This window comes from Kitasatospora sp. NPDC001664 (assembly GCF_053596675.1).
On record NZ_JBSFGS010000034.1, the window covers coordinates 48,170 to 65,819 of the forward strand.

Consider the following 17,650-nt stretch of genomic DNA (forward strand, 5'->3'; position numbering starts at 1 on the left):
CGTTGAGTGTCCGAACGGGCATCAGAGCGTTACCCATTGGAGGCGGGAGAGCAGGAGGTGCTGGGGATGGCGCGCTTCCGCACGGACCGCCCGCGGCTTTCCTGGTGCACCGCGGCGCTCGTGGCCACCCTGGCCCTGCTCCACACGGTCCTGAGCAGCACCCAGCCGCACCTGCCGATGGGCCACCCCGACCACTGCCGCACCGTGGTGACGGCCGTGGCCGCGCCCGCCGGTCAGGAGGACGCGGCCACGGCCGCGACCGAAACGGTGGGCCGGGACCGTCCGGCCCCCGGCCAGTGCGCGGTCGACACGCACCAGGGGCGGCACTCCTCGCCCCAGGTCCGTGCGTCGGTCTCCGTCGTCGCCCTGGGCGTCACCCCCGGCGCCGACCGCCCCCCGACCCGCCCTCGGACGCCGAGCGCCCCGCGCCCCGCGTCGAACTCCTCGACGGTCCTGCGCTGCTGAGGGAGCCCGCACGCCGCACTGCCGACCGGCACGCGGCGTGCCGCCGTTCCCCGTCCTGACACATCGGCACATCCGCAGGAGAACTCCGTCATGCCCGACCCCTACTTCGCCGTGCGCGCGCTCGTGCGCGCCGAGGCCACCCGCCAGTCCGCCGTCCGGCCGCCGCAGGCCCCCCGGCCGACGCCCCCGCTCCACCCGGCGCCGCAGCCGGACGCCTCCCCCGCGACCACCCGGCCCGCGGCGTCCCCGAAGGCGCCGCGATCGGCGCTGACCAGCGCGCTCCGCGCACTGCGGACCGTCTTCGGATAGCGCGGCCCACGGGCCGGGCGGATGGCCACCGCCCGGCCCGTCCCCGCCGCCGGAAGGTAAAGGACCGTTCGGACGCCCTGGGATACAGTCACTCCGCGAATCCTCGGCGTCACGGAAAGTCGCATCGATGAAGCACACTCCCGCCCGGGCCACCCGGGACCAGGCCGACCAGGTCCCGCTGCTCGGCGAAGTCACCCAACGGGCCACCGTCGTCAAGTGCATGGGCCGCACCTACACCGCGGCCGCCGCCGACCCCGGCGGCGGCACCGTCCGCCTCGACGACGTCACCGACCCCACCCACCCGCTCCCGCTCGGCACCGCGCACCCCGCGTCCGGCGCGTGGGAGGTGCACGACCGGACCGGTGCCCACCTCACCAGCACCGGCGACCTCCTGTACGCCCTGGCCCTGCTACGCGAGCACGAGTGGCCCGCTCCCGCGCACGGCCACCCGGGAGCCTTCGGCGGCCTTCCGTAGGCCGACGCCGGGGCCGGCGGCAGGGCCGGTGGCGGTCAAACTCTGGGCAAAGCCTTTCCCAACCACTTGTGTGATCATCTCGGCCCGGCGGGTACGGGCCCCGGCCGCCGCCCGCACCCGCTCCTCCGCCTCACCCCGGAGGAGACGTCGAAGGACGAACCGGTTCGGCATCACGGAGGAGGACCTCCGGGCGGCCCACAGGGCCGACCTCGCGATCCGGGCCGAGGAGGGCGTCCAACGGATCCACGAGCGCGCCGGGCACCGCGCCGACGAGATCCACCCGCTGCCGTTGACGGTCTGACGCGCAGTCACCCCGCAGGGCCGGTCTCGACGGGCTCGTGGTCAACCGGTCCGTCCGAGGGCCTGGCGGCTCGTCGGGCTCCGCCGGGCGTGCGCCGCGCGCGCCTGGTCCAGGAGTTCGGCCCAGGACTCCACCGTGGGGCGGCGGCGCAGCAGCGCCCGGCGGTCGCGTTCGGTCATCCCGCCCCAGACGCCGTGCTCGATGCGCTGGTCGAGCGCATGGGCCAGGCACTCGGTGCGGACCGGGCATCCGTCGCAGACCGCCTTCGCCCGGTGCTGCGCCGCTCCCTCGACGAACAGCGCGTCCGGGTCGACCCTCCGGCACGCCCCGCGCTCCGCCCAGGTCCCGTCGATGTCCCCCACGATCTTCCCCTCCCGATGGCGTTCCTGACGGCCCGACAGAGCCGTCGGACGGGTCCATGACACTAGGTGCCCGTCCGCCCGCCCGACAGCCGACCATCATCCGATCGAGTGAAGATCGGACAATGCCCCACCGCGCGCGGTCAGCGGCGTGAGCCGGGGATCAGACCGTCCAGGTCCGGCACCGGGTGGGGCACGGTCAGCCAGTGCACGAGGGCCTGCCCCCCGAGGCTGGCGCGGCGCAGGCGGCCCGCGACCAGCTCGGCGACGGCACGGGCCTGCCGCGCGGTGAACGGACCGGTGACCAGTCGGCGGCCGTCGGGGAGCACCAGCAGACCTGACCGCGGACGCCGGGCGGATCCGGTGATGCCGACCAGCAGCGCGGCGGCCGGCGGATCCGGGACGGCGTGCGGGAACGGACGTGCGGCAACGGCGGACCGGATTCGTCGGGGCATGGCGTCATCGTGCCCCGCCCGCACCCGAACCGCCTGCCGGACCACCCGCCGCAACACTCGCCGGATCAGACCGCGGCGGCGAGGTCGGCGGCGCCGAAGCCGACGGAGAAGCGCTTGCACCAGATGACGGCGCTGTGCAGGCCGCTGAGGTCGGTGCCGGCCGGGACGGCGTAGTTCTGGTTGCCCATGTTGCCCTTGAGGCGGCCGAGTTCGACGGCGCCGGGGCCGAGGTCGTCGAGCCTGGACTCGGCGGCGGGGCGGGTGGAGAGGTAGACGCGGACGTCGGGGCCCTCGGAGGTGGCGAGGTTCTCCAGGCGCAGGACGGTGCTCCCGTCGGCCAGCCGGACGAGGCGGGCCTGACCGGTGGTGGTGTGCTCGCCGGACACGAAGCTCCCCCGGCCGAGGTCCGTCGGCGCAGCAGCGGACGGGGCGGCACCGGACGGGGCGGGGCTCGCGGCCGTCGAACTGCCGGTCGCGGGCGCGGCGGTGGGGGCGGCAGCGGGAGCGGCGACCACGATCGGGAGGGCCTCCTCGACGGTCGTGGTCGTGAAGGCCTTCCACGGCTCGAAGGCGAGCAGGCCCGCCGCGACCACCGCCGCCAGCGCGAGCGACAGGGCCGTCAGGGTGGGCTTGGACACGCGTCGTCGCATCAGGAACTCCGGGGCGGGGAACGGGCTGACGACCACGATCGAAGCACCACGGGTGTGCGCCGTGCCAGCTCCGAGGGCATTACGGAACCCTGACGCCGACGAGCCCTGCCGGGCACCCGCCGGACCGGACCGGACCGGACCGGATCAGCCGACCCGTGCCCGCAGCCGGCGCCCTTCCGCCCCGGACGGAGCGCGGTGGCTCACGCGGTTCGCATGCACACCGAGTTCTACCGTCTGTACGGGTGATTCCGTGCCCGCGGCGGGGCCGGCCCGTGCCGGGCGTGGTGGAGTGGCCGGGGCCGGCGTCGCGTCCGGCCGCTGACCTCCTGGAAGGAACTCCCCCTGTGCGTATGCGTGTTCGCATGAGCCTGGCCGTCGCCGTCGCCGCCGCCTGCCTCGCCTCGACCGGCGCGGCGAGCCCTTCCCGGGCCGTCACCGCCCCGACCGCGGAGACGGCGGCCGCGGCACTGCAGCGCGCGGCCGAGCAGTGCGGCTCGGGCGAGGTCTGCTTCTGGCGCGACCGGAACTTCTCGGGGACCCCGTGGCGCTGGTCGCCCTCGAACGGCTACCGGGACCTGCCGTCCAACCTGCACGACCACGTGTACTCCTTCTACGCCAACGCCCGCGCCTGCTTCATCGACTGGAGCCCCGCGGAGCGCCGCGCGGTCAACAGCGGTGACTACGCCAAGGCCTACGACACCAACTTCGGCAAGCGGATCGACGCCGTGGACGTCCGCTGCTGAGACCCCGGCCCACGGGGCTGATGCGCCGTCAGCCGGGGAGGCGTGAACGGCTGGCATGTTCCCGGCCGAAAAATCCCTGTTCACGGCCCTAGCGGCAGCCGGATCACGGGGTCTAGTGTTCCGGCCACGGCGGCCCCACCACAGCCTCGACCGGGCCGTCGGGCAGAGCAGCCGTGCCCCGCCACGGGCACTGCTTGCCTCCCACCGGCCGGGTCCGCCCGGAGCGGTCCCCCGTCGCTCCCGGACCCGGCCGTCTGCTGCCCTCCCCCGCCCGTGGCGGGGCGTCAGGGGTGGAGGGAGGCCTCGTGCTCGGTGTGCCCCTCGGGTTCGAGCTGGATCGTCGAGTGGGCCACGTCGAAGTGGTCACCGACGCAGCGCTGGAGGCGGGCGAGCAGATCGCCCTCGTCGCGCGCGAGCGCCGCCCGCTCCACCACCACGTGCGCGGTGAGGACCGGCATTCCGGAGGTGACCGTCCACCCGTGCAGGTCGTGCACGGCGACGACGCCCGGCTCGGCCGTCATGTGGCGGCGCACCTCGGCGAGTTCGAGCCCCTGCGGGGTCGCCTCCAGGAGCACGTGCACGGCGTCCCGCAGCAGTCCGTACGCCCTCGGCACGATCAGCAGTCCGATCACGATGGAGGCGATCGGGTCCGCCGCCTGCCACCCGGTCAGCAGGATCACCAGGCCTCCCACGATGACCGCGACCGAGCCGAGCGCGTCGCCGAGCACCTCCAGGTAGGCGCCGCGCAGGTTGAGGCTCTGGTCCTTGGCGTCCCGCAGCAGCCACAGGCCGACCAGGTTGGCGGCCAGCCCGCCGACCGCGACCACGAACATCAGCCCGCCCTTGACCTCGACGGGTTCACTGAAGCGGCCGATCGCCGACCAGAGCACCCACACGAAGATGCCGACCAGGAGCAGGGCGTTGAGCACCGCCGAGAAGATCTCGACCCGGTAGAAGCCGAAGGTCCGCTTCGGGGTGGGGGCGCGCTGGGCGAGGGTGATCGCGCCGAGGGCGAGCGAGACCCCGACCGCGTCGGTGAGGCTGTGCGCGGCGTCGGCGAGCAGCGCCAGCGAACCGGAGACCACCGAGCCGACCACCTGGATGAGGGTGATCGACGCACTGATGCCGATGGTCCACAGCAACCGCTTGCGGAAGCCGCCGCTCAGGGTGCCGGAGGCGGCGGACGGCGCACCGTGGTCATGGCCCATGCACGCACCGCACCTCTCGCTGACGTCCGGCACTCCCCGAGGTCGCGCGTGCCGGATCCGTACGCCAGTCGACCACGCGGCCCGCACCCCGGCCACCGGCACTGGCCCGAACGCGGTCCCCGTCGATCCCCCCGTTCTCCCGGCCCCGCCCGCCCGCGGCGGTCAGGCCGCGGCCGACTGGTCGCGCCAGTGGCGGAACTCCAGGAGCGGGTCGCCGTCGAGGTCCCACGGGTGTGCGGTCACCACGTGGCCGACGGCCTCGAAGGCCCTGGCCGCGTCCTTGGGGCGGTTGGCCTTGACGAGGGCGTGGGCGAGCAGGTTGAGGTCGGCCTTGGCATGGGCGTGCCGGAGGCCGCCCGGTGCGGTCCACCGCAGGGCGCGGTCGAGGGCCGCTGCGGCGTCCGGCTGCTCCCAGCGCTGACGGGCCGCCAGGGCGCTCGACCCGCCGGCCGCCAGCGCGGCGCGGTAGCGGCCGAGGTAGAGGGCGAGTTCGAGCCCCGCCACCGGTGAGCCGGGCGGCGCGGTGGCGCGGACGTCGTCGACGAAGGCGAGCTCCTCCGCCCGCGAGCCGGACTCGGCCGGGGAGAGGTAGCCGAGCAGCTCCAGGTGCGCGGTGCGGTTCCACCGGTCACGGGCTCCGATCTCCCGGCAGGTCGGCAGCACCTCGTCGAGCGGTCGGCCCAGCAGCCGCTGGGCTCCGAGCAGGGCGATCCAGGGGGCCGGGTCCTGCGGGCGGGCACCGGCCGCGTCGCGGCACCACCGCTCCACGCCGTGCAGTTCCTCGGTGCTCCCGGTGCGGCGGGCGGCGGCGACGTGCACCCATGCCCGGAAGACCAGCGGATCGGCGTCGTCCGGGCGCTGTCGTCGCCAGACCTGGGCCAGTCGCGGGGTGGCCGCCTCGGCCAGGACCGCCAGGCGCAGGGTGCGACGGTCCCAGGCGGAGCCGGCGTCGCGCAGTGCCCGCTCCACCAGGACGGCGGACAGCTCCAGTTGGCCGTGGGTCTGCGGCACCGTCAACTGCCGGTGCACCAGCGCGAGTTCGGCGTCGTCGAGGGCGGGCATGAGGCGTGGCCCGGCGGGGCGGCGGCCGAAGATGGGCATGGCGGGCGGTCCCGGGGGTCGAGCCGGCGGAGGGGTTCACCGATCCAACACGCGGCGCCCCGCTACGGTCAACACCCTTGTCATAAGACCGGGGCCGCGCCCCTCACCCCGCCCGGGGCCCGCGGCTCATCCCCGCGGGACGGCCCCTGCGGCCGCCGTCCGCAGCACCTCGTAACCCGCCTGTACGAAGCGCCCGTCCAGCGCGGGCGCGGTGTTGGCCAGGGCCGCGACCGTGGTGGGGCCCTGCGGGGAGAAGCCGACGAAGGAGGTGAACCCGCGGGTGCCGCCCGAGTGGAAGTAGAGGTCCCGGCCACCGGAGTGACGGTGCATCCAGACCAGACCGAGCCGGTCCGTCGAGCCCGGCAGCCGCAGTCGCAGCCGCTGGACATCGGCCAGTGCCGCGCCCAGTTCGGCGCCGACGGAGACACCCGCGGCGGAGCCCGGCGGCCGGCTCCGGCTCTCGGCGTGGGTGCGCAGGTAGCGCAGGAGGTCGGCCCCCGAGGACCGCACGGCCCCCGCGCCCGGCAGCCCGGGCATCAGCCACGGCGGCCGCGCCCGCCCGTGGCGGTAGCCGACCGCCAGTCCCGCCGCGTCCGGCCGGCAGGAGGTGGCGGTGAGCCCCAGCGGCCCGCAAACCCGTTCGGCCAACAGCTCCCCGTACGTCAACCCGCCCGTCTCGGCGAGCAGCCGGCCGAGCAGCCCGACCCCGTAGTTGGAGTAGCGGTACCGGCTGCCGGGTGCGCACCGGACGGCGGTCCGGGCCAGCGACTCCCCCAACTGCTCGTCGCCGAAGGCGGCGTAGGGGTTGCCGAACCAGTCCGGCACGGCGCCGGCGAGCAGCCCCGGTGGCAGACGGGGCAGCCCCGAGGTGTGGGTGGCCAGGTGCAGCAGGCGGATCGGCCGGGCGGAGCGGCCTCGGGCCGTCCTCCAGTGCGGCGGCAGCCGTCGCTCCACCGGGTCGTCCAGGGCGAGTTCGCCGCGGGCGGCCATCTCGGCGAGCAGCAGGGCGGTGAACGTCTTGGAGACCGAGCCGAGTTCGAAGACGGTGTCCGGCGTGCACGGCGGCGCGTCCGGCGCCCGCGCGGCGCGCCCGTGGCAGCGGACCTCCTCCCGGTCCCCCCGGCCGACGGCCACGGTGACCGCGCTCGCGTACGGCCCGGCGGCGCGCACCGCCACCGCGACCGCCTCGTCGACAGCCTGGTCGCACTCGCGGTCGACCGCGTTCACGCGGCGACCGGCGTGCCGCCGAGGGCGCGGGACAGCGCGACCGTCGCGGCCACCACGCCCACCACGGCGGTGTGTTCGTGTTCGCGGAAGGTGTCCTCGGAGTCCTCGTACAGCGGGGTCGCCCCGTCGCGCGGGATCAGTCCGTCCGGCTGCTGGACGGCGGCCAGCGCCTCCCAGCCGGACCGCCCGGTGACCGGCTCCCCCATGCAGGAGTCGACGATGAGCAGTTCGCCGGCGAGGTCCCACTGCTCGGTCTCCAGCCAGACGTCGAGCCAGACCGGCAGCCAGTCGCACAGGTAGGCGTGCATCGGCTCGGGCAGGCACTCGGGGCGCGCGCCCCAGTCGGTGAGGTGGAAGACGGTGTGGGTGACGTGGTAGCCGATCACCCAGGCGATGGTCCACGGCTCGGAGAGGGCGCCGAGCCAGGTCGACCGGGCCAGTGCCGGCCAGTCCGGCGCGGGTTCGAGCCCGGCGATCCGCCGGGCGTTGGCGAGGGCGAGCTGCCGGTTGCCGGGGATCTCGACGGCGTGCACGGAGCGGAGCCGGCCGAGGGAGGTGAGCAGTTCGTCCATGGCGGGGTGCCGGTAGCCGGCCCGGGCGAAGTGCGCGTAGGTCTCCAGCGGGTCGATCACCGTGACGTGGCGCAGCTGCCGCTCGTAGAGGAGGTCGCCGTGCCTGAGCTGGGACCAGGAGGCCTCCAGCAGCTCGCGCGCGAGCCGGGCGTCGTGGGCGCCGGTGACGCCGTCGCGCAGCACCAGGGAGGAGGCGAGCGCTGCTTCGCAGAGCGGCTTGTAGACGTCGTTGGGATCGGCGAGGTCGATGATCGTGTTGTCCTCGATCCGGTCGAACCCGCCGAGTTGGCCGGCGTGCAGCCAGGCCAGGGCCCGGGAGCCGAGCTGCTGGGCGAGGGCGAGCACCTGGGTGTCGGTCATCTCCGTACCCCGTTCAACGGTCATCGGTCAACAGGCGCCGGGCGATGGCGAGTTCGAGCCCGGAGCGGTTGGTCCCGTCGCCGACGAAGCCGATCCGGTCGAGGACCGGCCCGATCTCCAGCCGGTCCGGGCGGCCGTCGGCGTGTGCCCAGGCGAGCCAGCGGGCGAGGCGGACGGCGGTGGTGGGGTCGCGCCGCAGCATCGCGCGGACGGTGCCGCGGGCGAGGTCCAGGGTGTGGGTGCGGGCCGAGTCGTGCACGGCGCCGTCCAGCCCGGGCAGCGCGAGGCCGGAGAGCTGGGCCATCCGGACGGACCAGGACTGCCAGCCGACGTCCGCCGGGCCGGGCGGCGTCGGTGGCGTCGGGGCCGGGGTCCCGCCGCTCGCGTGGGGCGTGGCGGCGAGGAGGCGCAGGGCGGCCCAGTCCTGCCAGGCGATCGCCAGGGCACCGCCGTCGGTGGCGGCGGCCGGCTCGGGGAGGGTCCGTCGTGCCTCGGCGAGCAGGGCGGCGGCCGCCTCGTCGGGAGGGGCGCCGGCCAGCAGCTGCGGGGCGAACAGGTTCACGCCGAGCACCCGGGCGGCGGCCAGCAGGGGGCGGCGTGCGGTGCTCTCCGCGTCGCCGTCGGGAAGGGCGGGGTCCGCGGGTGCGGCCGTACCCCCGCCGTCCCTAACGGCGTCGAGGGTACGGCCTGACAGGTGTTCCACCGCGGCGGCGTACTCGTCGCGGAGGGTGGTCTCGGCGGACGGCATGGTGGAACCGCCTCCTTCACGGGATGGGGCACGGGTCCGGTACGGCGCCGTGCCGCAGGGCTGCCGCGCGCCGGGACCGACGGGGCCGACTACCGGGTCGGCCTCTCCTTCGGCGGCTTCGGGGAAGCCAGCAGCAGCCCGGCCAGCAGCACTGCGCCGGCGGCCTCGGGCAGGTACGTGGGCGCGTCGGACACGACGGCCTCGTCCTCCACCATCAGGCTCGCGAGCGTCCCGGCCTCGGCGAGCGTCGCGCTGCGTGACGCCGGAGCGGTTTCGGTCTGGAACTGAGCAAGCATCAGATGTGCCTCCTCGTCTGGTTTTCGCCGTTCGGTCGAACGGCGCCCCCCGTTCGACAGTACGAGCACGAACCGATGGTCGCACCCGCAGCGGGGCGGGCAGCGGCCGGACGCATCGGTTCCGCAGCGGATCAAGCGGGCTCCCCCGCACGGGAGTTGGGGGACCAGGCGGCCCCGCACCGGGCGAGTGGTCAGCGGCGGTGCAGCAGGAAGCCGTGCTCCCGCAGGGACTCCAGGCCGAACTTGGCGACCATGCGGTGGTCGGGGCGGTCGTCGTCGAAGACGTGCTCGATGTCGAACGCGTCGCCGAAGTACCCCCGGACCGCGTCCGGCCCCACCGAGAAGGGCGGGGTGTCCATCACCGGCGCGTACTCCAGGGTGTTGAGGAAGTACCGGGCCCCGGCCGGCAGGAGGCCGGTCAGGTGCGCGGCGTACCGCTCGCGCATCGGTTCCGGGAACGCGACCAGGCAGGCACGGTCGTACACCACGTCGACGGAGCCGAGGTCGGCGGTGGTGAGGTCGAAGAAGTCCCGCACCAGCACGGTCAGGTTGCCCGCCCGGAAGACCCCGGGCTCCGTCCGGACGGCGTCGATCGCGTTGTCCGCGAGGAACTGGGCCACCGCCGACTCGACGAGCTCGACGCCGACCACCTCGCGGGCCCGCCGGGCGAAGGCGGGCATGTCCAGGGACTTCCCGCACAGCGGCACCAGGACCCGGGCCCCGTCCAGGAGCCCGCCGTCCACCAGGTACCGCGCGTGCGGGTGCACCTCCGGCAGGTGGAAGCTCGTCTTCGAGCCGCCCTCGTCCCACGAGTCGAACCAGAACTGGCGTTCCACCGCGCCTCCCCCTCGCCACGGTCCGGCGCCCCCGCGGACGGACCGGGGCGAGCGTACCGCCCGTGCACCGGCACCGGCGGGGCAACGGCCGAATCCACGGAGCAGCCGTGCGGGGCAGCGGAGTTGACGGCCCGTCGGATCCGGTCGGCGGTGCGGGGTCCGCCACGGTGCGGTGCACTGCGGCGAGCGCCTGCGAGGGCTCGAAAAATATGCCCGGAAAAACACGGAGCACAATGTGGGCACGTTCCGGACCCGGGCCTGCTACAGTCGTTGTAGTTGCAGTAGTGGTTCCCATGAACTTTGTGTGCGCCTGCTGATGTTTCGCGGGCGCATTTTTTGTTTTCCGATTTTTTCGGATGGGCGCTCATCGCGGCGACTCGGAGCGTGCGACGTGCGCGCTCCGGACGGCCCTTTGAAGGAGATTTTTAATGGCTAATGGCACCGTGAAGTGGTTCAACTCGGAAAAGGGCTTCGGCTTCATCGAGCAGGAGGGTGGCGGCCCGGACGTCTTCGCCCACTACTCGAACATCAACGCCAACGGCTTCCGTGAGCTGCTCGAGGGCCAGAAGGTCGAGTTCGACGTCACCCAGGGCCAGAAGGGCCCGCAGGCCGAGAACATCCGCCCGCTGTAGTTCCTGTGCCGGGTGACCCACCTGGCAACGAGGGGCCCGCACCGCGCACACCGCGCGGTGCGGGCCCCTCGGCGTTCCTCCAGCCTCGGGCCCCGTCAGGGTCCGGCCGCGACGGCGGGGACGGCCGGGACGGCGGGGGTGACGATGAGGACGTCGAGGGTGCGGGGGCCGTGGACGCCCTCCACCCGGTTGAGCTCGATGTCGCTGGTGGCGGAGGGGCCGGAGATGAACGTCAACGGCTTGCACGGGTCGAGGCGGGCCAGGGCGTCGGGGAGGTCGTCGGCGATCTGGTCGGCTCCGATGACGCAGAGGTGGTAGTCGGGGACCAGGGTGAGGGCGCGGCGGCCCTGGCCGGGGCCGGTGTCGAGCACGATGGTGCCGGTGACGGCGATGCCCGCGGCGGCGAGGGTGACCGCGCCGTCGAGGGCGTCCAGGGCGGGGACGTCCAGCGGCTCGGGGTGCCAGTCCCACCCGCCGGCGGGCAGGAGCTCGCCGGGGAAGCCCGTGGGGACGGCGAGGCGGGTGGCCCCCTGCCGGGTGAGGGCGGTGGCGACGGCGTCGCGCAGGCCCGCCGGGTCGGTGCGGGTGACGGTGGCGCGGTAGTCGGCGACGCGTTCGGCGAAGAGGTCGACGCGGTCCCGGCCGGGTTCGAGGTGGCTGCGGAGGTGGTCGCGGGGGACGGGGACGTCCTCGGGCCGCTCGTCGGCGGGGACGTCGGCGAGTGCGGCGCGGATCCGGGCGAGGACGCCCTCGCGGCTGCTCATCCTTGGCTCTCCCTGTTCTCGCGGTTCTTGCGCCACCAGGCGCGGAAGGACTCGGCCGGCGGCACGGGGGTGTCGCGGCTGTCGGACCACCCGTGCATCGGGCCGGGCACCCGCCCGATCTTCCCGTCACGGGACAGCACCCGGCCACCGAGGGCGGCGGCCTTCTGGGCGGCGCCGAGCAGCCGCGGCGAGTCCAGCACGTAGCCGGCCGCCCTCATCGCCACCGCCTCCAGCCCGGAGCCCCCGGCCTCGACGGCCTTGGCCCGCAGGTGGGTGAGCACCTCGGGGATGTTGATCTTCACGGGGCAGGCGTCGTAGCAGGCCCCGCACAGCGTGGAGGCGAACGGCAGGGAGGCCGCGTGCTCCACGCCCACGAGCTGAGGGGTGAGGACGGCGCCGATCGGCCCGGGGTAGACGGAGCCGTAGGCGTGGCCGCCGGTGCGCTCGAAGACGGGACAGACGTTGAGGCAGGCGGAGCAGCGGATGCAGGCCAGGGCCTGGCGGCCGACCTGGTCGGCGAGGGTGTCGGTGCGGCCGTTGTCGAGCAGCACCAGGTGGAAGGCCGACGGTCCGTCACCCTCCGAGGTGCCGGTCCACATCGAGGTGTAGGGGTTCATCCGCTCACCGGTGGAGGAGCGGGGCAGCAGCTGGAGGAAGACCTCCAGGTCGGCGAAGGAGGGCACCACCTTCTCGATGCCCATGACGGTGATCAGCGTCTGCGGCAGGGTGAGGCACATCCGGCCGTTGCCCTCGGACTCCACCACCACGACCGTGCCCGTGTCCGCGCAGGCGAAGTTGGCGCCCGAGACCGCGACCTTGGCCCTGAGGAACTTCTCCCGCAGGTGCTGCCGCGCGGCCTCCGCCAGCGCGGCGGGCTCGTCGGTGAGGCCCTCCGGGGCGGGGCGGCCCCACGAAGCCATCCGGGCGGCGAAGACGTCGCGGATCTCGGTGCGGTTGCGGTGGATCGCGGGCACCAGGATGTGCGAGGGCCGGTCGTCGCCCAACTGCACGATCAGCTCGGCGAGATCGGTCTCGTAGGCGGTGATGCCGACCTCCGCCAGGTGCTCGTTGAGACCGATCTCCTGGGTGGCCATCGACTTGACCTTGACCACCTCGGTCTCGCCGGTGGCCTTCACCAGCCCCGCCACGATCCGGTTCGCCTCGGAGGCGTCCGCCGCCCAGTGCACCGTGCCGCCCGCCGCCGTGACGGCGGCCTCCAACTGCAGCAGGTAGCGGTCGAGATGACGCGCCGTCCGCCGCTTGATCGCCTCGCCGGCCTCCCTGAGCTGCTCCCAGTCGTCCAGTTCGCCGGCGACCGCGAGCCGCTTGTCGCGGATGGTGCCGGTGGCGCGTCTGAGGTTGGCGCGCAGCTGACCGTCCTTCAGGGCCTCGCGCGCCGCCTCCGGGAAGGAGGGCGCGCCGAGCCACACCACGCCACGGTCGCTCATCGCAGGTCTCCCTCGGTCGCGGCCAGGATCTCCGCGAGGTGCGCCGTCCGCACGGCGCTGCCCTGCCGGGACAGTCCGCCGCCGATGTGCAGCAGGCAGGAGTTGTCGACCGCGCAGAGCACCTCGGCGCCGGAGGCCGTCACCTCGCCGGTCTTGTCGGCCAGCATCGCGGCGGAGGTGTCGGCGTTCTTCACCGCGAAGGTGCCGCCGAAGCCGCAGCAGGAGTCGGCCCTCGGGAGCTCGACCAGCTCCAGACCCCGCACCGCCCGCAGCAGCCGCTCGGGGCGCTCCCCCAGCCGCAGCCCGCGCAGCGAGTGGCAGGTCGGGTGGTAGGCGACCCGGTGCGGGAAGGAGGCGCCGACGTCCTCGACCTTCAGCACCTCGGTCAGGAACTCCGTGAACTCGTGGACCCTGGGCACGAGTTCGGTCACCCGCCGGTGGAGCGCGGGCTCGGTGGCGAGCAGCGGGTGGTTCTCCCGGACCATGCCCGCGCAGGATGCGGAGGGGGTGACCACCGCGTCGTACTCGCCGAAGACCCGGGCGAAGCGCTCCACCAGGGGAAGTGCCTCGGCGCGGTAGCCGGTGTTGAAGTGCAGCTGCCCGCAGCAGCTCTGCTCGAACGGGAACTCGACCGTGTGGCCGAGCCGTTCCAGCACGGTCACCACCGCCCGGCCGGTGGCCGGGTGGAGCGTGTCGGTGTGGCAGGTGATGAACAGGGCGATCCGCATCGCGACAACCCCTCCTCGGTGGGGACCGGTACGTGCTCGGTCGGCAGTCCGTCGCCCCGCACTCGGACGACCGGCACCGGGTGCCGGGGCTCGACGGTACCGCTTCCGCACGGGCAGCGGTGACGGGCCGTCATGCGGCGAGCGAGGAGATCGCGCCGCCGACATACTCGGCGCCCAGGACGACCGGCAGGACGGTCATGATCGCGGTGTTGTGGACGGACGTCCACGCCTTCCACTCCCCCAGGACCGTGGCGGACCGCTGCCCGCCCAGCAGGTGGACGCCGAGCGGCAGCAGCGTGCACAGCGAGCCGATCGCCACCATCAGCGCCACCGCGACGGCCTTGCCGCCGCCGTCCGCGCCCCTGGTGGCGATCGAGACGGCACCGCCGACGGCCAGCACGAGGTTCTTCGGGTTGGCCACGACCAGCGCCGCGGCCAGGCCGGCGGACTTGGCCGGGGTGAAGGTGTCGACGGTGCGCATCCACTTCGGCGGCTCCGTGACGTGCCCCTGCCGCGGACGCTCCCACCATCGCCGCGCGCCCAGCAGCAGCAACAGCACCCCGAGCGCGAGCTCCAGCCAGGACGACCAGGCCGGCTTCCCGCCGTCGGTGTCGATGCCCGACCCGGCGAGGACGACCACCGAGGTCACCACCGCCAGCGCGATCACCCACCCGGCGGTGAACGCGACGCCGTTCACCCTGCCCCGGGGAGTGGCGAGCATCAGGATCACCGCGATCAGCGGCAGCGGGCTGATCGCGATGCCCACCGCCGAGGCCAGCATCGCCCCGATCGCCTCACCCATCGATTCCCCTTCCGGCCTCACGCTCGTGGAGGTGCGGCCGTGCCCGCCCGCCTGACGCGGCGTCCGGCGCGCGGGCAGGGCGGGTGACCCGCGCCCGGTCGCGGCCACGGACCCTGCTGGCCACCCTCCCCAGCGCACGCGTGCTCCGCGACCGACGGGAGCCGGACGGGTGAGACGAGGGGGCGTGCCACCGGGGCGGTCAGCGGGGGCGGTCAGCGGGGGTCGAGCCAGCCGAGGGCCGCGACGGTCATGGCCCGGACTCCGGTCCCGATGGTGGGTTCGACGACGGGGGCGAAGCGGGGTGAGTGGTTGGAGGGGACGTCGCGTCCCAGGGTCCCGTCGCGCACCGCGGCTTCGAAGACGGCGGGGTCGGTGCCGCCGAAGTACCAGTAGCAGAGCGGGGCTCCGGAGGCGGTGGCCAGGACGCCGCAGTCCTCGCTGCCGGTGGCGGGCCCGTGGTCCAGGACGGCGTCCTCGCCGAAGTGGGCACGCAGCGCCGCGATGGTGCGCTCGTACGCGGGACGGTCGTTGACGAGGACGGGGAAGGAGTCGATCACGGTGATCTCCGGGGGGCGGTCCGCCCCGGAGGCGACGGCCTCGGCCTGGACGATGCGGGTGATGCCCTTGAGAACGGCGTCGCGGACCTCGGGGGCGAAGGTGCGGACGTTGACCTTGAGTTCGGCCTCGTCGGGGATCACGTTGTCCCTGGTGCCCGCGGTGAGGGCGCCGACCGTGACGACCGCGGTGTCACCGCCCGCGACCTCGCGCGAGACCACGGTCTGCAGGCGCATGACCGTGGCGGCGGCCATCACCACCGGATCGATCGCCATCTCGGGGCGGGAGCCGTGCGCGCCGCGGCCGAACATCCGCACGTGCAGCGCGTCGGTGGCCGCCATCGCCGGCCCGGGGTGGCAGCCGATGGTCCCGGCCGGGATGGGTGCGACGTGCTGGCCCAGGACGACGTCGGGGGTGCCGGCCCGGTCGAACAGCCCGTCGTCGACCATGGCCCGCGCACCCGAACCGATCTCCTCGGCGGGCTGGAACACCGCCACGAGGGTGCCGGACCAGCACTGGCGCGCTCCGGCGAGCAGGTCGAGTGCGCCGAGCAGGCAGGTGACGTGCACGTCGTGCCCGCAGGCGTGCATCACCGGCACCGGCTGCCCGTCCTGGTCGGTGCCCGTCGCCTCGCTGGCGTACGCGAGCCCGGTCCGCTCCAGCACCGGCAGCGCGTCCATGTCGGCGCGCAGGAGGACTCTCGGCCCCTCGCCGTTGGCCAGCACGCCCACCACCCCGGTGCCGCCGACGCCTTCGGTGACCTCGAAGCCGAGCCGCTTCAGGTCCTGCGCGACCAGGCCCGCCGTGCGGGTCTCGGCGAAGGACAGCTCCGGGTGGGCGTGCAGGTCCTCGTAGAGCTCCTCCAGGCGCGGGCGGATCTCGGCGAGCCTGCGCAGGACGGGGGTGGCGGCCTCGTGCCGGCGGTCGTCGCTCATGCCCGCCACCCTCGGCCGCGCCCGCTGCGGCGGCCACCGGTACGCGCGTTCGGGTGAGCGGGGGTCAGGGGCCGCCGCGCGTCCGGCGGCCGGGGACGGGGGCGCCCTACCGTGACGGGCATGGGACCTACCGCGCGCACCACGGCCGACCGCTACCCCGAGCGGGTCACCTACGACCGGGAGGCGGCCTACGCCGTGCTGGACGAGGCCCTCGCCGTCCACGTCGGCTTCGCCACCGACCTCGGACCGGTGGTCATCCCCACCCTGCACATGCGGGTCGGGGACCAACTGCTGCTGCACGGCTCGGCGTTCGGCCGCTTCATCACCACCGCGGCCGCCGGGGCCCCGCTCTGCGTGACCGCCACCCTGATCGACGGCGTGATCCTGGGGCGGGCCTCCTCGCACCACTCGGCCGCCTACCGCTCCGTCATGGTCTTCGGCCGGGCGACTCCGATCGAGGACGCGCAGGAGCGGGCCGACGCCCTCGCCGAGGTGGTCGAGAGCGTCATCCCCGGCCGGCTCTCCGGCCCGAACGCGGCGCGGCGCCCCAGCGTCGAGGAGGCCCACTACACCGCCTGTCTGACCATGCCCATCGAGGAGTTCTCGATGAAGGTCCGGGCCGGCTTCGCCCGCGACGAACCCAAGGACGACCACGTCGAGGCCTGGGCCGGCTGGATCCCCCTGACCACCGCCCCCGGCACCCCCGTCCCCGACACCATCACCGGGACCCGCTTCGCCGCCCCCGTCTACGACCCGGCCGTCCACCGCTTCCGCCAGAACTGACGGGCGCTCACCCACCCTGCCGGGCGGGGACGGTGGCGCCACGGCGGCGGAGGAGGGCGACGGCACCGCCCGCGAGTGCCAGGGCGGCGCCCGAGCCGCCGAGCAGCAGGGGGGTCGAGGAGGTGCCCTGCGTCCTGCCCGCCTCGCTGTAGCCGCTGGACATGCCCGCGGTGTCGTAGACCGAGCCGGGCAACTTGTCGGCGTAGCGGGCCTTGACCAGCTTCTGGTACTCGCTCAGCGAGACCGAGGACCGGCCGTCCAGACCCTGCCGGGCCTGGTCGTTGAGCGGTTCGACGGTGGTGAGCCTCAGTTGGTACCAGGCGCGCAGCTGCGGCTCGGTGAAGACCAGGGTGCCCACGGCCGCCTTGGCCGCGTACGCGGCGTCGCGGTCGCCGTCGCGCACGGCGGCCAGGTGCCAGCCGCCGCCCTCGGTGGGGGCGAGCATGACGGTGGCGGTCCGCCCGTTGACCGGGGCGTTCAGGGTGGAGACCAGGTGGCTGAGCCTGACCGCCTCGGTGGCGACCGGCAGGGTCCGGCCCGCGACGAAGCCGGGGGCGACCTCGTTCAGCGCCAGCGGGTCCTGGACGGTGAACGCGGGCAGGCCCTCGCACGGGTCGGCCTGGTCGGGGATCGGCTGCGGCGCCCCGCCCCCGTCGCCCTGCGGGAGCGGCACGGTGAGGAAGCGGCAGACGGTGGTGCGGACCTCGGCCGACTTCACCAGGTCGAGGGCTGCCCGGTAGTCCGGGATGTCGGCCGGCAGCGGGTCCGTCGGCGCGAGCGCGTGGGCGGGGCCGGCGGCGGACAGCAGCGCGGCCGTGCCGAGCACCAGGGCGCCGGCCAGTCGGGAGAGGGAGGAGGCCGCCCGCCCGCCGGAGGTTCGTGTTCCGTGCATACCGCC

The 17,650-nt window shown here is 74.5% G+C and carries 23 protein-coding genes; 7 read left to right on the top strand and 16 right to left on the bottom strand.

Annotated elements, in window-relative coordinates:
• Positions 1 to 66 precede the first annotated feature (66 nt).
• From ACWCYY_RS34285 to ACWCYY_RS34300, 4 genes are all read left to right on the top strand, one after another.
• Positions 67 to 465: a hypothetical protein gene (locus ACWCYY_RS34285; protein WP_449798236.1), complete on the top strand. Its 399-nt coding sequence runs from the start codon at positions 67 to 69 to the stop codon at positions 463 to 465.
• 90 nt (positions 466 to 555) lie between these two features.
• On the top strand, positions 556 to 774 hold the full coding sequence (locus ACWCYY_RS34290) for a hypothetical protein (RefSeq protein WP_380150287.1): 219 nt from the start codon (positions 556 to 558) through the stop codon (positions 772 to 774).
• A gap of 127 nt (positions 775 to 901) precedes the next feature.
• Complete coding sequence (locus tag ACWCYY_RS34295; RefSeq protein ID WP_380150288.1) at positions 902 to 1,249, top strand: LVIVD repeat-containing protein; 348 nt, start codon at positions 902 to 904, stop codon at positions 1,247 to 1,249.
• Positions 1,250 to 1,319: 70 nt separating this feature from the next.
• Complete coding sequence (locus ACWCYY_RS34300; protein WP_449798256.1) at positions 1,320 to 1,550, top strand: hypothetical protein; 231 nt, start codon at positions 1,320 to 1,322, stop codon at positions 1,548 to 1,550.
• A gap of 41 nt (positions 1,551 to 1,591) precedes the next feature.
• Here ACWCYY_RS34300 and ACWCYY_RS34305 read toward each other — a convergent pair whose 3' ends face one another.
• The 3 genes from ACWCYY_RS34305 to ACWCYY_RS34315 form a co-directional block, all read right to left on the bottom strand.
• Positions 1,592 to 1,903: a WhiB family transcriptional regulator gene (locus ACWCYY_RS34305; protein ID WP_449798254.1), complete on the bottom strand. Its 312-nt coding sequence runs from the start codon at positions 1,901 to 1,903 to the stop codon at positions 1,592 to 1,594.
• A 149-nt stretch (positions 1,904 to 2,052) separates the two neighbouring features.
• Positions 2,053 to 2,364, bottom strand: coding sequence for a hypothetical protein (locus tag ACWCYY_RS34310; RefSeq protein WP_345288495.1), 312 nt, complete (start codon positions 2,362 to 2,364; stop codon positions 2,053 to 2,055).
• Between the two features lie 65 nt (positions 2,365 to 2,429).
• Positions 2,430 to 3,014 carry a DM13 domain-containing protein gene (locus ACWCYY_RS34315; RefSeq protein WP_449798237.1) on the bottom strand — a complete coding sequence of 195 codons (585 nt, stop codon included), beginning with the start codon at positions 3,012 to 3,014 and terminating at the stop codon, positions 2,430 to 2,432.
• A gap of 362 nt (positions 3,015 to 3,376) precedes the next feature.
• Here ACWCYY_RS34315 and ACWCYY_RS34320 point away from each other — a divergent pair, with 362 nt between their 5' ends.
• Positions 3,377 to 3,757: a peptidase inhibitor family I36 protein gene (locus ACWCYY_RS34320; protein WP_345288491.1), complete on the top strand. Its 381-nt coding sequence runs from the start codon at positions 3,377 to 3,379 to the stop codon at positions 3,755 to 3,757.
• A 284-nt stretch (positions 3,758 to 4,041) separates the two neighbouring features.
• Here the strand turns inward: ACWCYY_RS34320 and ACWCYY_RS34325 are convergent, their stop codons facing one another.
• The 7 genes from ACWCYY_RS34325 to ACWCYY_RS34355 all read right to left on the bottom strand — a co-directional run bounded on the left by ACWCYY_RS34325 (position 4,042) and on the right by ACWCYY_RS34355 (position 10,105).
• A complete protein-coding gene (locus ACWCYY_RS34325) occupies positions 4,042 to 4,965 on the bottom strand; it encodes a cation diffusion facilitator family transporter (protein WP_345288490.1) in 924 nt (307 codons plus the stop codon).
• Between the two features lie 162 nt (positions 4,966 to 5,127).
• Positions 5,128 to 6,066 carry a hypothetical protein gene (locus tag ACWCYY_RS34330; RefSeq protein WP_345288488.1) on the bottom strand — a complete coding sequence of 313 codons (939 nt, stop codon included), beginning with the start codon at positions 6,064 to 6,066 and terminating at the stop codon, positions 5,128 to 5,130.
• Between the two features lie 126 nt (positions 6,067 to 6,192).
• Complete coding sequence (locus ACWCYY_RS34335) at positions 6,193 to 7,293, bottom strand: serine hydrolase domain-containing protein (protein ID WP_449798238.1); 1,101 nt, start codon at positions 7,291 to 7,293, stop codon at positions 6,193 to 6,195.
• The gene (locus tag ACWCYY_RS34340) at positions 7,290 to 8,225 is read right to left on the bottom strand and encodes a DUF6895 family protein (RefSeq protein WP_449798239.1); all 936 of its coding nucleotides are present in this window, start codon (positions 8,223 to 8,225) and stop codon (positions 7,290 to 7,292) included. The genes ACWCYY_RS34335 and ACWCYY_RS34340 overlap by 4 nt, the downstream gene beginning before the upstream one ends.
• Positions 8,226 to 8,238: 13 nt before the next feature.
• Positions 8,239 to 8,973: a hypothetical protein gene (locus ACWCYY_RS34345; protein ID WP_449798240.1), complete on the bottom strand. Its 735-nt coding sequence runs from the start codon at positions 8,971 to 8,973 to the stop codon at positions 8,239 to 8,241.
• 89 nt (positions 8,974 to 9,062) lie between these two features.
• Entirely contained in the window at positions 9,063 to 9,269 is a 207-nt protein-coding gene (locus tag ACWCYY_RS34350) for a hypothetical protein (protein ID WP_345288480.1), read from the bottom strand.
• Between the two features lie 191 nt (positions 9,270 to 9,460).
• Positions 9,461 to 10,105: a hypothetical protein gene (locus ACWCYY_RS34355; protein ID WP_449798241.1), complete on the bottom strand. Its 645-nt coding sequence runs from the start codon at positions 10,103 to 10,105 to the stop codon at positions 9,461 to 9,463.
• A 428-nt stretch (positions 10,106 to 10,533) separates the two neighbouring features.
• On the opposite strand from ACWCYY_RS34355, the gene ACWCYY_RS34360 reads away from it, so the two are divergent.
• A complete protein-coding gene (locus ACWCYY_RS34360; protein ID WP_045694210.1) occupies positions 10,534 to 10,737 on the top strand; it encodes a cold-shock protein in 204 nt (67 codons plus the stop codon).
• Positions 10,738 to 10,832: 95 nt separating this feature from the next.
• Here the strand turns inward: ACWCYY_RS34360 and ACWCYY_RS34365 are convergent, their stop codons facing one another.
• From ACWCYY_RS34365 to ACWCYY_RS34385, 5 genes are all read right to left on the bottom strand, one after another.
• Positions 10,833 to 11,501, bottom strand: coding sequence for a LutC/YkgG family protein (locus ACWCYY_RS34365; protein ID WP_449798242.1), 669 nt, complete (start codon positions 11,499 to 11,501; stop codon positions 10,833 to 10,835).
• Positions 11,498 to 12,949, bottom strand: coding sequence for a LutB/LldF family L-lactate oxidation iron-sulfur protein (locus ACWCYY_RS34370; protein ID WP_345288474.1), 1,452 nt, complete (start codon positions 12,947 to 12,949; stop codon positions 11,498 to 11,500). Before ACWCYY_RS34370 ends, ACWCYY_RS34365 begins: the two co-directional genes overlap by 4 nt.
• Positions 12,946 to 13,677 carry a (Fe-S)-binding protein gene (locus ACWCYY_RS34375; RefSeq protein ID WP_345288472.1) on the bottom strand — a complete coding sequence of 244 codons (732 nt, stop codon included), beginning with the start codon at positions 13,675 to 13,677 and terminating at the stop codon, positions 12,946 to 12,948. The genes ACWCYY_RS34370 and ACWCYY_RS34375 overlap by 4 nt, the downstream gene beginning before the upstream one ends.
• A gap of 130 nt (positions 13,678 to 13,807) precedes the next feature.
• Positions 13,808 to 14,479: a GAP family protein gene (locus ACWCYY_RS34380; RefSeq protein ID WP_449798243.1), complete on the bottom strand. Its 672-nt coding sequence runs from the start codon at positions 14,477 to 14,479 to the stop codon at positions 13,808 to 13,810.
• Between the two features lie 212 nt (positions 14,480 to 14,691).
• Positions 14,692 to 15,969 (bottom strand): amidohydrolase, encoded by a 1,278-nt coding sequence (locus ACWCYY_RS34385; protein ID WP_449798244.1) that lies wholly within the window; start codon positions 15,967 to 15,969, stop codon positions 14,692 to 14,694.
• Positions 15,970 to 16,089: 120 nt separating this feature from the next.
• On the opposite strand from ACWCYY_RS34385, the gene ACWCYY_RS34390 reads away from it, so the two are divergent.
• Positions 16,090 to 16,752 carry a pyridoxamine 5'-phosphate oxidase family protein gene (locus tag ACWCYY_RS34390; protein WP_449798245.1) on the top strand — a complete coding sequence of 221 codons (663 nt, stop codon included), beginning with the start codon at positions 16,090 to 16,092 and terminating at the stop codon, positions 16,750 to 16,752.
• A 7-nt stretch (positions 16,753 to 16,759) separates the two neighbouring features.
• Here ACWCYY_RS34390 and ACWCYY_RS34395 read toward each other — a convergent pair whose 3' ends face one another.
• A complete protein-coding gene (locus ACWCYY_RS34395) occupies positions 16,760 to 17,644 on the bottom strand; it encodes a hypothetical protein (protein WP_345288469.1) in 885 nt (294 codons plus the stop codon).
• Between the last annotated feature and the right edge of the window lie 6 nt (positions 17,645 to 17,650).

Excerpts from the sequence above, each read along its gene's own strand:
- ACWCYY_RS34365 (WP_449798242.1), bottom strand. The coding sequence starts at position 11,501 with ATGAGCAGCCGCGAGGGCGTCCTCGCCCGGATCCGCGCCGCACTCGCC.
- ACWCYY_RS34315 (WP_449798237.1), bottom strand. The coding sequence starts at position 3,014 with ATGCGACGACGCGTGTCCAAGCCCACCCTGACGGCCCTGTCGCTCGCG.
- ACWCYY_RS34330 (WP_345288488.1), bottom strand. The coding sequence starts at position 6,066 with ATGCCCATCTTCGGCCGCCGCCCCGCCGGGCCACGCCTCATGCCCGCC.
- ACWCYY_RS34290 (WP_380150287.1), top strand. The coding sequence starts at position 556 with ATGCCCGACCCCTACTTCGCCGTGCGCGCGCTCGTGCGCGCCGAGGCC.
- ACWCYY_RS34370 (WP_345288474.1), bottom strand. The coding sequence starts at position 12,949 with ATGAGCGACCGTGGCGTGGTGTGGCTCGGCGCGCCCTCCTTCCCGGAG.
- ACWCYY_RS34385 (WP_449798244.1), bottom strand. The coding sequence starts at position 15,969 with ATGAGCGACGACCGCCGGCACGAGGCCGCCACCCCCGTCCTGCGCAGG.
- ACWCYY_RS34395 (WP_345288469.1), bottom strand. The coding sequence starts at position 17,644 with ATGCACGGAACACGAACCTCCGGCGGGCGGGCGGCCTCCTCCCTCTCC.
- ACWCYY_RS34310 (WP_345288495.1), bottom strand. The coding sequence starts at position 2,364 with ATGCCCCGACGAATCCGGTCCGCCGTTGCCGCACGTCCGTTCCCGCAC.
- ACWCYY_RS34320 (WP_345288491.1), top strand. The coding sequence starts at position 3,377 with ATGAGCCTGGCCGTCGCCGTCGCCGCCGCCTGCCTCGCCTCGACCGGC.
- ACWCYY_RS34295 (WP_380150288.1), top strand. The coding sequence starts at position 902 with ATGAAGCACACTCCCGCCCGGGCCACCCGGGACCAGGCCGACCAGGTC.
- ACWCYY_RS34375 (WP_345288472.1), bottom strand. The coding sequence starts at position 13,677 with ATGCGGATCGCCCTGTTCATCACCTGCCACACCGACACGCTCCACCCG.
- ACWCYY_RS34350 (WP_345288480.1), bottom strand. The coding sequence starts at position 9,269 with ATGCTTGCTCAGTTCCAGACCGAAACCGCTCCGGCGTCACGCAGCGCG.
- ACWCYY_RS34345 (WP_449798240.1), bottom strand. The coding sequence starts at position 8,973 with ATGCCGTCCGCCGAGACCACCCTCCGCGACGAGTACGCCGCCGCGGTG.
- ACWCYY_RS34390 (WP_449798245.1), top strand. The coding sequence starts at position 16,090 with ATGGGACCTACCGCGCGCACCACGGCCGACCGCTACCCCGAGCGGGTC.
- ACWCYY_RS34285 (WP_449798236.1), top strand. The coding sequence starts at position 67 with ATGGCGCGCTTCCGCACGGACCGCCCGCGGCTTTCCTGGTGCACCGCG.
- ACWCYY_RS34325 (WP_345288490.1), bottom strand. The coding sequence starts at position 4,965 with ATGGGCCATGACCACGGTGCGCCGTCCGCCGCCTCCGGCACCCTGAGC.
- ACWCYY_RS34340 (WP_449798239.1), bottom strand. The coding sequence starts at position 8,225 with ATGACCGACACCCAGGTGCTCGCCCTCGCCCAGCAGCTCGGCTCCCGG.
- ACWCYY_RS34380 (WP_449798243.1), bottom strand. The coding sequence starts at position 14,479 with ATGGGTGAGGCGATCGGGGCGATGCTGGCCTCGGCGGTGGGCATCGCG.
- ACWCYY_RS34360 (WP_045694210.1), top strand. The coding sequence starts at position 10,534 with ATGGCTAATGGCACCGTGAAGTGGTTCAACTCGGAAAAGGGCTTCGGC.